The sequence below is a fragment of the Escherichia sp. R1 genome (assembly GCF_003000935.1).
Taxonomy (GTDB): Bacteria; Pseudomonadota; Gammaproteobacteria; order Enterobacterales; family Enterobacteriaceae; genus Escherichia; species Escherichia coli.
The window spans coordinates 70,318-85,584 of record NZ_PSRU01000007.1; the positions used below are offsets into that span (position 1 = coordinate 70,318).

12 protein-coding genes are annotated in these 15,267 nt (G+C 51.0%); 10 read left to right on the forward strand and 2 right to left on the reverse strand.

Annotated features, from left to right (window positions below):
- The first annotated feature begins 162 nt into the window (after nucleotides 1–162).
- From dcuB to C4F37_RS10525, 3 genes are all read left to right on the forward strand, one after another.
- On the forward strand, nucleotides 163–1,503 hold the full coding sequence (gene dcuB, locus C4F37_RS10515; RefSeq protein ID WP_000899522.1) for an anaerobic C4-dicarboxylate transporter DcuB: 1,341 nt from the start codon (nucleotides 163–165) through the stop codon (nucleotides 1,501–1,503).
- A 77-nt stretch (nucleotides 1,504–1,580) separates the two neighbouring features.
- A complete protein-coding gene (gene fumB / locus C4F37_RS10520) occupies nucleotides 1,581–3,227 on the forward strand; it encodes a class I fumarate hydratase (RefSeq protein ID WP_000066699.1) in 1,647 nt (548 codons plus the stop codon).
- 122 nt (nucleotides 3,228–3,349) lie between these two features.
- On the forward strand, nucleotides 3,350–4,000 hold the full coding sequence (locus tag C4F37_RS10525; RefSeq protein WP_001774125.1) for a DUF2238 domain-containing protein: 651 nt from the start codon (nucleotides 3,350–3,352) through the stop codon (nucleotides 3,998–4,000).
- Here C4F37_RS10525 and melA read toward each other — a convergent pair.
- Entirely contained in the window at nucleotides 3,997–5,352 is a 1,356-nt protein-coding gene (gene melA, locus C4F37_RS10530; RefSeq protein ID WP_000986620.1) for an alpha-galactosidase, read from the reverse strand. The genes C4F37_RS10525 and melA overlap by 4 nt on opposite strands.
- A gap of 258 nt (nucleotides 5,353–5,610) precedes the next feature.
- Between melA and melR the strand changes: the two genes are divergently transcribed.
- The 7 genes from melR to pmrB all read left to right on the forward strand — a co-directional run bounded on the left by melR (nucleotide 5,611) and on the right by pmrB (nucleotide 15,093).
- Nucleotides 5,611–6,543, forward strand: coding sequence for a transcriptional regulator MelR (gene melR, locus C4F37_RS10540; protein WP_255123145.1), 933 nt, complete (start codon nucleotides 5,611–5,613; stop codon nucleotides 6,541–6,543).
- A gap of 198 nt (nucleotides 6,544–6,741) precedes the next feature.
- The gene (adiA, locus tag C4F37_RS10545; protein WP_021517732.1) at nucleotides 6,742–9,009 is read left to right on the forward strand and encodes an arginine decarboxylase; all 2,268 of its coding nucleotides are present in this window, start codon (nucleotides 6,742–6,744) and stop codon (nucleotides 9,007–9,009) included.
- A 335-nt stretch (nucleotides 9,010–9,344) separates the two neighbouring features.
- Nucleotides 9,345–10,106, forward strand: a complete 762-nt coding sequence (gene adiY, locus C4F37_RS10550; RefSeq protein ID WP_001217059.1) for a DNA-binding transcriptional activator AdiY — start codon at nucleotides 9,345–9,347, stop codon at nucleotides 10,104–10,106.
- Nucleotides 10,107–10,242: 136 nt separating this feature from the next.
- On the forward strand, nucleotides 10,243–11,580 hold the full coding sequence (gene adiC, locus C4F37_RS10555) for an arginine/agmatine antiporter (RefSeq protein WP_000093154.1): 1,338 nt from the start codon (nucleotides 10,243–10,245) through the stop codon (nucleotides 11,578–11,580).
- 103 nt (nucleotides 11,581–11,683) lie between these two features.
- Complete coding sequence (eptA, locus tag C4F37_RS10560) at nucleotides 11,684–13,327, forward strand: phosphoethanolamine transferase EptA (protein WP_001296660.1); 1,644 nt, start codon at nucleotides 11,684–11,686, stop codon at nucleotides 13,325–13,327.
- On the forward strand, nucleotides 13,324–13,992 hold the full coding sequence (gene basR / locus C4F37_RS10565; RefSeq protein ID WP_000697907.1) for a two-component system response regulator BasR: 669 nt from the start codon (nucleotides 13,324–13,326) through the stop codon (nucleotides 13,990–13,992). Before eptA ends, basR begins: the two co-directional genes overlap by 4 nt.
- A complete protein-coding gene (gene pmrB, locus C4F37_RS10570) occupies nucleotides 13,993–15,093 on the forward strand; it encodes a two-component system sensor histidine kinase PmrB (protein WP_001052123.1) in 1,101 nt (366 codons plus the stop codon).
- Here the strand turns inward: pmrB and pmrR are convergent.
- A complete protein-coding gene (gene pmrR / locus C4F37_RS10575; protein WP_000797657.1) occupies nucleotides 15,069–15,158 on the reverse strand; it encodes an LpxT activity modulator PmrR in 90 nt (29 codons plus the stop codon). The genes pmrB and pmrR overlap by 25 nt on opposite strands.
- Between the last annotated feature and the right edge of the window lie 109 nt (nucleotides 15,159–15,267).

Below are 15,267 nucleotides of genomic sequence, written 5' to 3' on the forward strand. Positions count from 1 at the left end.
GCCGCTGCTTTAATCAGCCAATATTCACTGTGAGGTATTTGCTCAAGCCGGTAACGACCAAACGGATATTTAGTCAGGCTCTGAAAACAGTTCATACAAAACAGAACGTGACTGTGATCTATTCAGCAAAAATTTAAATAGGATTATCGCGAGGGTTCACACATGTTATTTACTATCCAACTTATCATAATACTGATATGTCTGTTTTATGGTGCCAGAAAGGGGGGTATCGCGCTGGGTTTATTAGGCGGTATCGGTCTGGTCATTCTGGTCTTCGTCTTCCACCTTCAGCCAGGTAAACCACCGGTTGATGTCATGCTGGTTATCATTGCGGTGGTGGCGGCATCGGCGACCTTGCAAGCTTCGGGCGGTCTTGATGTCATGCTGCAAATTGCCGAGAAGCTGCTGCGTCGCAACCCGAAATATGTCTCAATTGTCGCGCCGTTTGTGACCTGTACGCTGACCATTCTTTGCGGTACGGGTCATGTGGTTTACACCATTCTGCCGATCATCTACGACGTTGCTATTAAGAACAACATCCGTCCGGAACGTCCGATGGCGGCAAGTTCTATCGGTGCACAGATGGGGATTATCGCCAGTCCGGTGTCGGTTGCGGTCGTATCTTTGGTTGCGATGCTGGGTAATGTCACCTTTGATGGTCGCCATCTTGAGTTCCTCGACCTGCTGGCAATCACCATTCCATCGACGTTAATCGGTATCCTGGCGATCGGTATCTTCAGCTGGTTCCGCGGTAAAGATCTGGATAAAGACGAAGAGTTCCAAAAATTCATCTCCGTACCGGAAAACCGTGAGTATGTTTACGGTGATACCGCGACGCTGCTGGATAAAAAACTGCCGAAAAGCAACTGGCTGGCAATGTGGATCTTCCTCGGGGCAATCGCTGTAGTCGCCCTTCTTGGTGCTGATTCGGACCTGCGTCCATCCTTCGGCGGCAAACCGCTGTCGATGGTACTGGTTATTCAGATGTTTATGCTGCTGACCGGGGCGCTGATTATTATCCTGACCAAAACCAATCCCGCGTCTATCTCAAAAAACGAAGTCTTCCGTTCCGGTATGATCGCCATCGTGGCGGTGTACGGTATCGCATGGATGGCTGAAACCATGTTCGGTGCGCATATGTCTGAAATTCAGGGCGTACTGGGTGAAATGGTGAAAGAGTATCCGTGGGCCTATGCCATTGTTCTGCTGCTGGTTTCCAAGTTTGTAAACTCTCAGGCTGCGGCGCTGGCGGCGATTGTTCCGGTCGCGCTGGCGATCGGCGTTGATCCGGCATACATCGTGGCTTCAGCACCGGCTTGCTACGGTTATTACATCCTGCCGACTTATCCGAGCGATCTGGCAGCGATTCAGTTTGACCGTTCCGGCACCACCCACATCGGTCGCTTCGTCATCAACCACAGCTTTATTCTGCCGGGGTTGATTGGTGTGAGCGTATCGTGCGTCTTCGGCTGGATCTTCGCCGCGATGTACGGGTTCTTATAAATGCACTTTGCGTGCCGCCCGTGACTACGCGGCACGCCATTTTCGAATAACAAATACAGAGTTACAGGCTGGAAGCTATGTCAAACAAACCCTTTATCTACCAGGCACCTTTCCCGATGGGGAAAGACAATACCGAATACTATCTACTCACTTCTGATTACGTTAGCGTTGCCGACTTCGACGGCGAAACCATCCTGAAAGTGGAACCAGAAGCCCTGACCCTGCTGGCGCAGCAAGCCTTTCACGACGCTTCTTTCATGCTCCGCCCGGCACACCAGAAACAGGTTGCGGCTATTCTTCACGATCCAGAAGCCAGCGAAAACGACAAGTACGTGGCGCTGCAATTCTTAAGAAACTCCGAAATCGCCGCTAAAGGCGTGCTGCCGACCTGCCAGGATACCGGCACCGCGATCATCGTCGGTAAAAAAGGTCAGCGCGTGTGGACCGGTGGCGGTGATGAAGAAGCGCTGTCGAAAGGCGTCTATAACACCTATATCGAAGATAACCTGCGCTATTCACAGAACGCGCCGCTGGACATGTATAAAGAGGTCAACACCGGCACGAACCTGCCTGCGCAAATCGACCTGTACGCGGTAGATGGCGATGAGTACAAATTCCTCTGTGTCGCTAAAGGCGGCGGCTCTGCCAACAAAACGTATCTCTACCAGGAAACCAAAGCCCTGCTGACGCCCGGCAAACTGAAAAACTTCCTCGTCGAGAAAATGCGTACCCTCGGTACTGCAGCCTGCCCGCCGTACCATATCGCGTTTGTGATTGGCGGTACGTCTGCGGAAACCAACCTGAAAACCGTCAAGTTAGCAAGCGCTCACTATTACGATGAACTGCCGACGGAAGGGAACGAACATGGTCAGGCGTTCCGCGATATCCAGCTGGAACAGGAACTGCTGGAAGAGGCCCAGAAACTCGGTCTTGGCGCGCAGTTTGGCGGTAAATACTTCGCGCACGACATCCGCGTTATCCGTCTGCCACGTCACGGCGCATCCTGCCCGGTAGGCATGGGCGTCTCCTGCTCCGCTGACCGTAACATTAAAGCGAAAATCAACCGCGAAGGTATCTGGATCGAAAAACTGGAACACAATCCAGGCCAGTACATTCCAGAAGAACTGCGTCAGGCAGGTGAAGGCGAAGCAGTGAAAGTCGACCTTAACCGCCCGATGAAAGAGATCCTTGCCCAGCTTTCGCAATACCCGGTATCCACCCGCTTGTCGCTCACCGGCACCATTATCGTGGGTCGCGATATTGCACACGCCAAGCTGAAAGAGCTGATTGACGCCGGTAAAGAACTGCCGCAGTACATCAAAGATCACCCGATCTACTACGCGGGTCCGGCGAAAACGCCTGCCGGTTATCCATCAGGTTCACTTGGCCCAACCACCGCAGGTCGTATGGACTCCTACGTGGATCTGCTGCAATCCCACGGCGGCAGCATGATCATGCTGGCGAAAGGTAACCGCAGCCAGCAGGTTACCGACGCGTGCCATAAACACGGCGGCTTCTACCTCGGTAGCATCGGCGGTCCGGCGGCGGTACTGGCGCAGCAGAGCATCAAGCATCTGGAATGCGTCGCTTATCCGGAGCTGGGTATGGAAGCTATCTGGAAAATCGAAGTAGAAGATTTCCCGGCGTTTATCCTGGTCGATGACAAAGGTAACGACTTCTTCCAGCAGATCGTCAACAAACAGTGCGCGAACTGCACTAAGTAACCTCTTCGGCCCAGCGCCTGGCAGCATGCTGCCAGGTGATCCCCCTGGGCCACCTCTTTTGCGATTGTAATTTCACGCTTACTGGTCAATAGTCAGTATTTTCCCTGACTTGCGAACTCACCATGACCCGCGCACTCAAGCCGTTAATTCTTAACACCGGCGCACTGGCGCTAACGTTAATCCTGATTTATACCGGCATTTCGGCCCATGACAAACTCACCTGGCTGATGGAAGTGACACCGGTGATTATTGTCGTGCCGCTACTGCTTGCCACCGCTAAACGTTACCCGTTAACGCCGCTGCTCTATACGCTCATTTTCTTTCACGCCATCATCCTGATGGTCGGCGGGCAATACACCTACGCGAAAGTCCCCGTTGGTTTTGAGGTGCAGGAATGGCTGGGGTTGAGCCGTAATCCGTATGATAAACTGGGGCATTTTTTCCAGGGGCTGGTGCCTGCACTGGTGGCACGAGAGATCCTCGTGCGCGGGATGTACGTTCGCGGGCGTAAAATGGTGGCGTTTCTGGTCTGTTGTGTCGCGCTGGCGATAAGCGCGATGTATGAGTTAATCGAGTGGTGGGCAGCGCTGGCAATGGGCCAGGGCGCAGATGATTTTCTCGGTACTCAAGGCGACCCGTGGGATACGCAATCCGATATGTTCTGCGCACTACTGGGCGCATTAACGACGGTGATATTCCTCGCCCGCTTTCATTGCCGCCAGCTACGGCGCTTTGGCTTAATCACCAGAGCGCCGGAAGCGATTACCCCTTAACGGTGCAACCAGCCTGGCAGCCAGTCGCCGTGGGCGGCAATCAGGTCGTCAACAAGAGCATATATTTCGTCAATGCCCAGCACGGCGGCAGTATGCGGGTCCATCATCGCGGCGTGGTAAACACGGTCGCGATTTTCCGTAAGAATAGCTTCTGTCAGCAGCGTCTGTACGTTGATGTTGGTTTGCATCAGGGCGGCCAGATGCGAAGGTAGCGTACCGGCTTTGGTCGGCTGAATGCCATTAGCATCAACCAGACAGGCCACTTCCACGCAACATCCTTGTGGCAGGTTATCAATCAAGCCATCGTTACGGACATTGCCATAAATCACACTCGGCTCGCCAGTCCAGATAGCGTTCATGATTGTGCTGGCATATTCCCGTGACGGTTTAATATCAATCCGGGAGGCGTTTTTATACTCCTCCAGCTCTTTATGCCAGTTCGCCAGCTGCTCGACGCAGCGTTTCGGGTACTCATCCAGCGGTACTTTATAACGCTCAATCAAATCCTCACGACCTGGCTTAATAAACCACGGTGTGTACTCAGCAAAATGTTCTGACGATTCTGTGACGAAGTAGCCCAGCTTTTTGAACATTTCGTAACGCACAATATTCTGGCAGCGAGTATTACCATGAATATTTGGCTTCGGTGCCTGCCCTGCTTCATAAGCCGCCAGCAGTTCCGGGTAGAGATTCACGTAACTGCCGTCGGCGGTTTTGCGCTCCAGTTCCAGGTAAAACGCCATATGGTTGATACCTGCGCAACGGTAACGCAGCGTAGCCGGGTCGATATTGAGGTCACGCGCCAGCTCTTCCGCCGTTCCCTGCACCGAATGGCACAGCCCTACCTGCTTGATATGCGGATAGCGGGCATACATCGCCCAGGTATTCATCGCCATTGGATTAACGTAGTTGAGCATGGTGGCATCGGGGCAGACTTCCGTCATGTCCTCGCAAATCTGCCACAGGTGCGGAATGGTACGTAGCGCACGCATAATGCCGCCCGGCCCCAGCGTATCGGCAATGGTTTGTTCCAGACCATGCCGCTTACAGACCTCGAAATCAGTCACCGTGCAAGGTTCATAACCGCCAATCTGAAATGCCACCACCACAAAATCAGCATCCTGTAAGGCTTCTTTCTGTTGGGTGTGGCAGGTGATTTTGCCGCTGGCCCCTGCTGAATCCATCAGCTTACGCACCACAATGTGCGACTCTTCCAGGCGGGTGGGATCGATATCCATCAGGGCAATATGCGCCGTTTTCAGCGCCTCACGATGGAACACATCACCAAGAATATTTTTAACGAAAATCGTCGAACCAGCGCCGATAAATGTAATTTTAGGTGCAGACATCATGCAGATCTCCTGGCTTGCTTGAATGACTTCATCATGGCAGGCGATATCGCAGAAAACCTCCGGTTTCCCGGTTGAGTATTCCCAAAAACTCAGATCCTAAGTGGCACATCAATAGATCTGATTTTATGGGAATAAATTACCTGAAAAGCTGAATAATCGACCCAAATCTTCTCATCCGCTCTCCTCGCACCTCCAGGGAGAGGAATAAAACCGTGCGCCTGTTCGCAGTCATCCTCCCTCACTCCTGCCATAATTCTGATATTCCAGGAAAGAGAGTCATCCATGAATACAGATACGTTTATGTGCAGCAGCGACGAAAAGCAGACCCGTAGCCCACTGTCGCTGTATTCAGAATACCAGCGGATGGAAATTGAGTTTCGCGCACCGCATATCATGCCCACCAGCCACTGGCATGGTCAGGTCGAAGTGAATGTGCCTTTCGATGGCGATGTGGAATACCTGATCAACAATGAAAAAGTGAATATCAATCAGGGTCATATCACGCTGTTCTGGGCCTGTACACCGCACCAACTAACAGATACCGGAACCTGTCAGAGCATGGCGATTTTTAATCTGCCGATGCATCTGTTTCTCTCCTGGCCGCTGGATAAAGACCTGATTAACCACGTCACTCACGGCATGGTGATCAAATCACTGGCGACACAGCAACTTAGCCCGTTTGAAGTGCGCCGCTGGCAGCAGGAATTAAACAGTCCGAACGAGCAAATTCGCCAGCTCGCCATTGATGAAATTGGCCTGATGCTCAAGCGATTTAGCCTCTCTGGCTGGGAACCGATTCTGGTCAATAAAACCTCGCGCACACACAAAAACAGCGTCTCGCGCCATGCGCAATTTTATGTCAGCCAGATGCTGGGCTTTATTGCCGAAAACTATGATCAGGCGCTGACCATCAACGATGTGGCTGAGCACGTCAAACTTAACGCCAACTATGCAATGGGGATATTCCAGCGGGTCATGCAATTGACGATGAAACAGTACATTACCGCGATGCGCATCAACCACGTTCGCGCGTTACTGAGCGATACCGATAAAAGTATTCTCGATATTGCCCTGACGGCAGGCTTTCGTTCGAGTAGCCGTTTTTACAGCACGTTCGGCAAATATGTCGGCATGTCACCGCAACAATACCGCAAACTTAGCCAACAGCGCCGCCAGACGTTTCCCGGCTAAAGACGATATCAGTATCAGCCAAAAAAATAGTTTAGCCGTCGATAATAAGCAGTGAAAATAATTTAAAATAATCACGTAACATATTGTTTATAAAAACAAATATTTCAAAAATGTTTGTTTTTCACGCGCTTTACAGCCCGAAAAGGCCGGAAGATACTTGCCCGCAACGAAGATTCCTTCATAACCGGGTAAGCAATGATGAAAGTATTAATTGTTGAAAGCGAGTTTCTCCATCAAGACACCTGGGTCGGTAACGCCGTTGAGCGTCTGGCTGATGCTTTAAGCCAGCAAAATGTTACCGTGATTAAATCCACCTCCTTTGATGATGGTTTTGCCATTCTCTCTTCAAACGAAGCCATTGACTGCCTGATGTTCAGCTATCAAATGGAACATCCGGACGAACATCAAAACGTCAGACAATTGATCGGTAAGCTTCATGAGCGCCAACAAAACGTGCCGGTCTTCCTGTTGGGCGATCGGGAAAAAGCCCTCGCCGCAATGGACCGGGATCTGCTGGAGCTTGTCGATGAATTCGCCTGGATTCTGGAAGATACCGCCGACTTTATCGCCGGACGCGCCGTTGCCGCGATGACCCGCTACCGCCAGCAGCTATTGCCGCCACTGTTCAGCGCGCTGATGAAATATAGCGACATCCATGAATATTCCTGGGCAGCGCCAGGCCACCAGGGCGGCGTTGGTTTTACCAAAACACCCGCCGGACGTTTCTACCATGACTATTATGGTGAAAATCTGTTCCGCACCGACATGGGCATCGAACGCACTTCCCTCGGTTCTTTGCTTGACCATACTGGCGCATTTGGCGAAAGCGAAAGATATGCCGCACGCGTATTTGGTGCCGATCGCTCCTGGTCGGTAGTCGTCGGTACTTCCGGCTCTAACCGCACCATCATGCAGGCTTGCATGACCGATAACGATGTCGTGGTCGTTGACCGTAACTGCCATAAATCCATCGAACAAGGCTTGATGCTGACAGGCGCGAAACCGGTCTACATGGTGCCAAGCCGCAACCGCTACGGCATTATCGGGCCAATCTATCCGCAGGAAATGCAACCTGAAACCTTGCAGAAGAAAATCAGTGAAAGCCCGCTGACCAAAGACAAAGTCGGGCAAAAACCGTCTTACTGCGTGGTGACCAACTGTACCTATGACGGCGTGTGTTATAACGCTAAAGAAGCGCAGGATCTGCTGGAAAAAACCTCCGATCGTCTGCACTTTGACGAAGCCTGGTACGGCTATGCACGTTTCAACCCGATCTATGCCGATCACTATGCCATGCGCGGCGAACCTGGCGATCACAACGGTCCTACCGTTTTCGCCACCCACTCCACCCACAAACTGCTGAATGCGCTGTCCCAGGCCTCTTATATTCATGTACGTGAAGGTCGTGGGGCGATTAACTTCTCCCGCTTCAACCAGGCCTACATGATGCATGCCACCACCTCCCCGCTGTATGCCATCTGCGCATCCAACGACGTGGCAGTGTCGATGATGGACGGCAACAGCGGCCTGTCACTGACCCAGGAAGTGATCGACGAAGCGGTTGATTTCCGTCAGGCGATGGCGCGGCTATATAAAGAGTTCACCGCTGACGGTAGCTGGTTCTTCAAACCATGGAACAAAGAAGTCGTCACCGACCCACAAACCGGCAAAACCTATGACTTTGCTGACGCACCAACCAAACTGCTGACCACCGTTCAGGACTGCTGGGTCATGCATCCGGGCGAAAGCTGGCACGGCTTCAAAGATATTCCGGATAACTGGAGTATGCTCGACCCGATTAAAGTCAGCATCCTTGCTCCGGGAATGGGTGAAGATGGTGAACTGGAAGAAACCGGTGTTCCGGCGGCGCTGGTCACAGCCTGGCTTGGTCGCCACGGCATTGTGCCTACCCGTACCACTGACTTCCAGATTATGTTCCTGTTCTCTATGGGCGTGACCCGTGGGAAATGGGGGACTCTGGTTAACACCCTTTGCTCCTTCAAACGCCACTATGATGCCAACACACCGCTGGCGCAGGTGATGCCGGAACTTGTTGAACAATATCCTGACACTTACGCGAACATGGGGATTCACGATCTGGGTGACACCATGTTTGCCTGGCTGAAAGAAAACAACCCTGGCGCACGGTTGAATGAAGCCTATTCTGGCCTACCGGTGGCGGAAATCACCCCGCGTGAAGCGTACAACGCGATTGTCGACAACAATGTCGAACTGGTATCCATTGAAAATCTGCCAGGACGTATCGCGGCAAACTCAGTTATCCCGTATCCGCCAGGAATCCCGATGCTGCTGTCTGGTGAAAACTTCGGCGATAAAAACAGTCCGCAAGTAAGTTATTTACGCTCACTGCAATCCTGGGACCATCATTTCCCTGGATTTGAACACGAAACAGAAGGGACAGAAATTATTGACGGTATTTACCACGTTATGTGTGTGAAAGCGTAACCACTATTCCGCTGAAGGCGTAATTGTTAAATAACATTACGCCGCCTGGCTTGAGGCCTTTTAAGTATGGCAACGTTTTCATAAAAATTGCTGCAAACAAAAAATGTCATGCTTTTTGCGCGGTCCCACCCCGCGCTTTTTTTTGCCTGTTATTTATCCTTTTTTTAGCCTGTAAAAAAATATGTACATGAGAAATTACTATAAAAATTTGTAATATTAGTAAAACTCGTTATTTTTATGCATGTTTATATTCATCATACAATTATATAACCATTTCCCGGTATCGCTTCGCTTTAGCGAGAACTGGTCTTTTATTCGCACTCAGGAGTACATGTATGAGGATTTGCAGCGACCAACCTTGTATTGTTTTATTGACTGAAAAAGATGTCTGGATAAGGGTGAATGGGAAAGAACCTATTAGCCTTAAAGCTAACCACATGGCGTTATTAAATTGTGAAAATAATATTATCGACGTCTCCTCTCTTAATAACACTTTGGTTGCTCATATTAGTCACGACATCATCAAAGATTACCTCCGGTTTCTGAATAAAGATCTCTCGCAAATACCAGTATGGCAACGTAGCGCTACGCCCATCCTCACCCTGCCATGCCTGACGCCAGACGTCTTTCGCGTTGCCGCGCAGCATAGCATGATGCCCGCTGAAACTGAGTCAGAAAAGGAACGAACACGTGCATTATTATTCACTGTGCTATCCCGTTTTCTCGACAGTAAAAAATTCCTTTCACTAATGATGTATATGTTACGTAATTGTGTAAGTGACAGCGTTTATCAAATTATTGAAAGCGATATCCACAAAGACTGGAATCTTAGTATGGTAGCCAGTTGTTTATGTCTTAGCCCAAGTCTGTTAAAGAAAAAGCTGAAAAGCGAAAACACCAGTTATAGCCAAATAATCACCACCTGCCGCATGCGCTATGCCGTAAATGAATTAATGATGGACGGTAAAAATATCTCTCAGGTATCACAGTCCTGCGGCTACAACAGTACGTCGTACTTTATTTCTGTCTTTAAAGACTTCTACGGTATGACGCCGCTGCATTATGTTAGTCAGCACAGAGAACGCACTGTCGCCTGATTTTTAACCTTAACGAAGAGCTATATTAATAACGGCATCAGCGATAACCCGGCCGATAATAATTCAACTATCGAATGCAGGCGTATGATACGACGTAATTTATTGTCACGAAGCTCGCCTTCGCAGGAGTTTAATTATGTCTTCGGATGCTGATGCTCACAAAGTGGGCTTAATCCCCGTCACCCTGATGGTGTCGGGGAATATTATGGGGTCAGGTGTTTTTCTGTTACCTGCAAACCTGGCCTCCACTGGCGGGATTGCCATTTATGGATGGTTGGTGACGATTATCGGTGCGCTGGGGCTCTCGATGGTATACGCCAAAATGTCGTTCCTCGACCCAAGTCCTGGTGGTTCTTACGCTTACGCCCGCCGCTGCTTTGGCCCGTTTCTCGGTTATCAAACCAACGTCCTCTACTGGCTGGCCTGCTGGATCGGCAATATCGCCATGGTGGTCATTGGCGTAGGATATTTAAGTTACTTCTTCCCGATTCTGAAAGACCCATTGGTATTAACCATCACCTGCGTCGTGGTGCTGTGGATCTTCGTCCTGCTGAACATTGTCGGTCCGAAAATGATCACCCGCGTACAGGCCGTTGCTACCGTGCTGGCGCTGATCCCCATCGTCGGGATTGCCGTATTTGGCTGGTTCTGGTTCCGTGGTGAAACCTATATGGCGGCATGGAACGTCAGCGGTCTGGGCACCTTCGGTGCGATTCAAAGTACCCTTAACGTTACGCTGTGGTCGTTCATCGGTGTGGAAAGTGCCTCCGTTGCCGCAGGTGTGGTGAAAAACCCGAAACGCAACGTCCCTATCGCCACCATTGGCGGGGTATTGATTGCTGCCGTTTGCTATGTACTTTCTACCACCGCGATTATGGGGATGATCCCTAATGCCGCACTGCGCGTTTCTGCTTCGCCATTCGGTGATGCCGCACGGATGGCGTTGGGTGACACCGCCGGGGCCATTGTTTCCTTCTGCGCAGCTGCGGGTTGCTTAGGTTCACTGGGCGGCTGGACGTTGCTGGCGGGTCAAACGGCGAAAGCCGCTGCCGATGACGGACTGTTCCCACCGATTTTTGCCCGTGTAAATAAAGCGGGCACGCCAGTGGCGGGGCTGATTATCGTCGGTATTTTGATGACCATCTTCCAGCTCAGTAGCATTTCGCCAAACGCGACTAAAGAATTCGGTCTGGTTTCTTCCGTGTCGGTCATCTTTACACTGGTGCCATATCTTTACACCTGTGCGGCGTTACTACTGCTCGGCCACGGTCACTTTGGTAAAGCACGCCCGGCATACCTGGCAGTTACTACCATTGCCTTCCTCTACTGCATCTGGGCCGTAGTAGGGTCCGGCGCGAAAGAGGTTATGTGGTCATTTGTCACTCTGATGGTAATCACCGCCATGTATGCGCTGAATTACAACCGGCTGCATAAAAACCCGTATCCCTTAGATGCACCAATAAGCAAAGATTAATTCCCCTTAATCAAGCAAACATAAAAGCCAACCTTAAGAACTTAAGGTTGGCTTAATTTTGCTTTGCGAGCATATGCGCACTTTGTTCGATGGAAACACCGTGATGTTGAAGCGCCTACTAAAAAGACCCTCTTTAAATTTATTCTCCTGGTTATTACTTGCTACTTTTTATATCTCAGTCTGCCTGAATATCGCCTTTTTTAAACAGGTGCTACAGGTGTTACCGCTGGATTCACTACATAACGTGCTGGTTTTCTTGTCGATGCCGGTCGTCGCATTCAGCGTGATTAATATTGTCCTGACACTAGGCTCTTTCTTATGGCTTAATCGTCCACTCGCCTGCCTGTTTATTCTGGTCGGTGCGGCTGCACAATATTTCATCATGACCTATGGCATCGTCATCGACCGTTCAATGATCACCAATATCATTGATACTACACCGGCGGAAAGTTATGCGTTGATGACGCCACGAATGTTATTAACGCTGGGGTTAAGTGGCGTGTTAGCCGCGATTATTGCCTGCTGGATCAAAATCAAACCCACCACCTCACGCCTGCGCAGCGTTCTTTTCCGCGGGGCCAACATCCTGATTTCTGTGCTGCTGATTCTGCTGGTTGCCGCACTGTTCTACAAAGACTATGCCTCGCTGTTTCGCAACAACAAAGAGCTGGTGAAATCCTTAAGCCCGTCCAACAGCATTGTTGCTAGCTGGTCGTGGTACTCTCACCAGCGGTCAGCCAACCTGCCACTGATACGCATTGGTGAAGATGCTCACCGCAACCCATTAATGCAAAATGGGAAACGCAAAAACCTGACCATTTTGATCGTCGGAGAAACGTCGCGCGCAGAGAATTTCTCGCTGAATGGTTATCCACGCGAAACCAATCCTCGCCTGGCAAAAGATAACGTGGTCTATTTCCCTAATACCGCATCTTGTGGCACAGCAACAGCCGTCTCAGTGCCGTGCATGTTCTCGGATATGCCGCGTGAGCACTACAAAGAAGAGCTGGCACAGCACCAGGAAGGCGTGCTGGATATCATTCAGCGAGCGGGCATCAACGTGCTGTGGAATGACAACGATGGCGGCTGTAAAGGCGTTTGCGATCGCGTACCTCACCAGAACGTCACCGCGCTGAACCTGCCTGGTCAGTGCATCAACGGCGAATGCTATGATGAAGTGCTGTTCCACGGGCTGGAAGATTACATCAATAACCTGCAGGGTGATGGCGTGATTGTCTTACACACCATCGGCAGCCACGGCCCGACCTATTACAACCGCTATCCGCCGCAGTTCAGGAAATTTACCCCAACCTGCGACACTAACGAGATCCAGACCTGTACCCAAGAGCAACTGGTGAACACTTACGACAACACGCTGGTTTACGTCGACTATATTGTTGATAAAGCGATTAATCTGCTGAAAGAACATCAGGATAAATTTACCACCAGCCTGGTTTATCTTTCTGACCACGGTGAATCGTTAGGTGAAAATGGCATCTATCTGCACGGTCTGCCTTATGCCATCGCCCCGGATAGCCAAAAACAGGTGCCGATGCTGCTGTGGCTATCGGAGGATTATCAAAAACGGTATCAGGTTGACCAGAACTGCCTGCAAAAACAGGCGCAAACGCAACACTATTCACAAGACAATTTATTCTCAACCTTATTGGGCCTGACTGGCGTTGAGACGAAGTATTACCAGGCTGCGGATGATATTCTGCAAACTTGCAGGAGAGTGAGTGAATGAAAATTCTGATTGTTGAAGACGATACGCTGTTATTGCAGGGATTGATTCTGGCGGCGCAAACCGAAGGCTACGCGTGCGATGGCGTGAGCACCGCGCGGATGGCGGAACAAAGCCTTGAGGCCGGTCATTACAGCCTGGTGGTACTGGATTTAGGCTTACCCGATGAAGATGGGCTGCATTTTCTTGCCCGTATCCGGCAGAAAAAATACACTCTGCCGGTGTTAATTCTCACCGCCCGCGATACCCTTACCGACAAAATCGCCGGGCTGGATGTCGGGGCCGACGATTATCTGGTGAAGCCTTTTGCGCTGGAAGAGTTGCACGCCCGTATCCGCGCCCTGCTACGACGCCATAATAATCAGGGCGAAAGTGAGCTGAACGTTGGCAACCTGACGCTGAATATGGGTCGCCGCCAGGTATGGATGAGCGGAGAAGAACTGATTCTGACGCCCAAAGAATATGCTCTGCTGTCGCGCCTGATGCTTAAAGCAGGCAGCCCGGTGCATCGGGAAATTCTCTACAACGATATCTACAACTGGGACAACGAGCCCTCGACCAACACCCTGGAAGTGCATATCCATAACCTGCGCGACAAAGTGGGCAAAGCCCGTATCCGCACCGTGCGCGGATTTGGCTATATGCTGGTCGCAAATGAGGAAAACTAATTGAATCTGATGCGTTTTCTGCGCCGACCAATATCGCTGCGCCAACGGCTGATATTGACCATCGGGGCCATTTTGTTGGTGTTTGAGCTGATCAGCGTCTTCTGGCTATGGCATGAAAGTACCGAGCAGATTCAGCTGTTTGAGCAGGCGCTACGCGACAATCGCAACAACGATCGCCACATCATGCGTGAGATCCGCGAGGCGGTCGCCAGCCTGATTGTCCCCGGCGTCTTTATGGTTAGCCTGACGCTATTTATCTGCTATCAGGCGGTACGCCGCATCACCCGACCGCTGGCGGAGCTGCAAAAAGAGCTGGAAGCGCGCACCGCCGACAACTTAACGCCCATTGCCATTCATAGCGCCACCCTCGAAATCGATGCGGTGGTTTCGGCATTAAACGATCTGGTCAGTCGCCTGACCAGCACGCTGGATAACGAAAGGTTGTTTACCGCTGACGTCGCGCACGAACTGCGAACGCCACTGGCGGGGGTGCGTTTGCATCTGGAACTGCTGGCGAAAACGCATCACATTGATGTAGCACCGTTAGTGGCACGACTTGATCAGATGATGGAGAGCGTCTCCCAGCTGCTGCAACTGGCGCGTGCCGGACAGTCATTTTCTTCCGGTAATTATCAACATGTAAAACTGCTGGAAGATGTCATTCTCCCCTCGTATGACGAACTTAGTACCATGCTCGACCAGCGCCAGCAAACCCTGCTATTGCCAGAGAGCGCCGCCGACATCACCGTTCAGGGTGATGCAACCCTGCTGCGGATGTTATTGCGAAACCTGGTAGAAAACGCCCATCGTTATAGCCCACAAGGCAGCAACATTATGATTAAGCTGCAAGAAGATGGCGGAGCGGTCATGGCCGTTGAAGATGAAGGACCGGGTATTGATGAGAGTAAATGCGGGGAGTTGAGTAAAGCGTTTGTACGAATGGACAGCCGTTATGGCGGGATTGGTCTGGGGTTAAGTATTGTCAGCCGCATTACACAGTTGCATCACGGGCAGTTTTTCCTGCAAAACCGGCAAGAGACTTCCGGCACGCGGGCCTGGATACGGCTGAAAAAAGATCAGTACGTGGCAAACCAGATATAAAGAAAGCTGCTGACCACCAGCACGCTGAACACGGTAGTTAAACTTTCATAAACACGGTTTTTCATTGCACTCTCCTCCGTTAACCTGGAGGAGAGTATGCGCGTCAGAGATTAAGTGAACCTTAAGAGTTCAATTGACCTGATTAGACAGCGTCACATCAGGCCATCCGTTTCA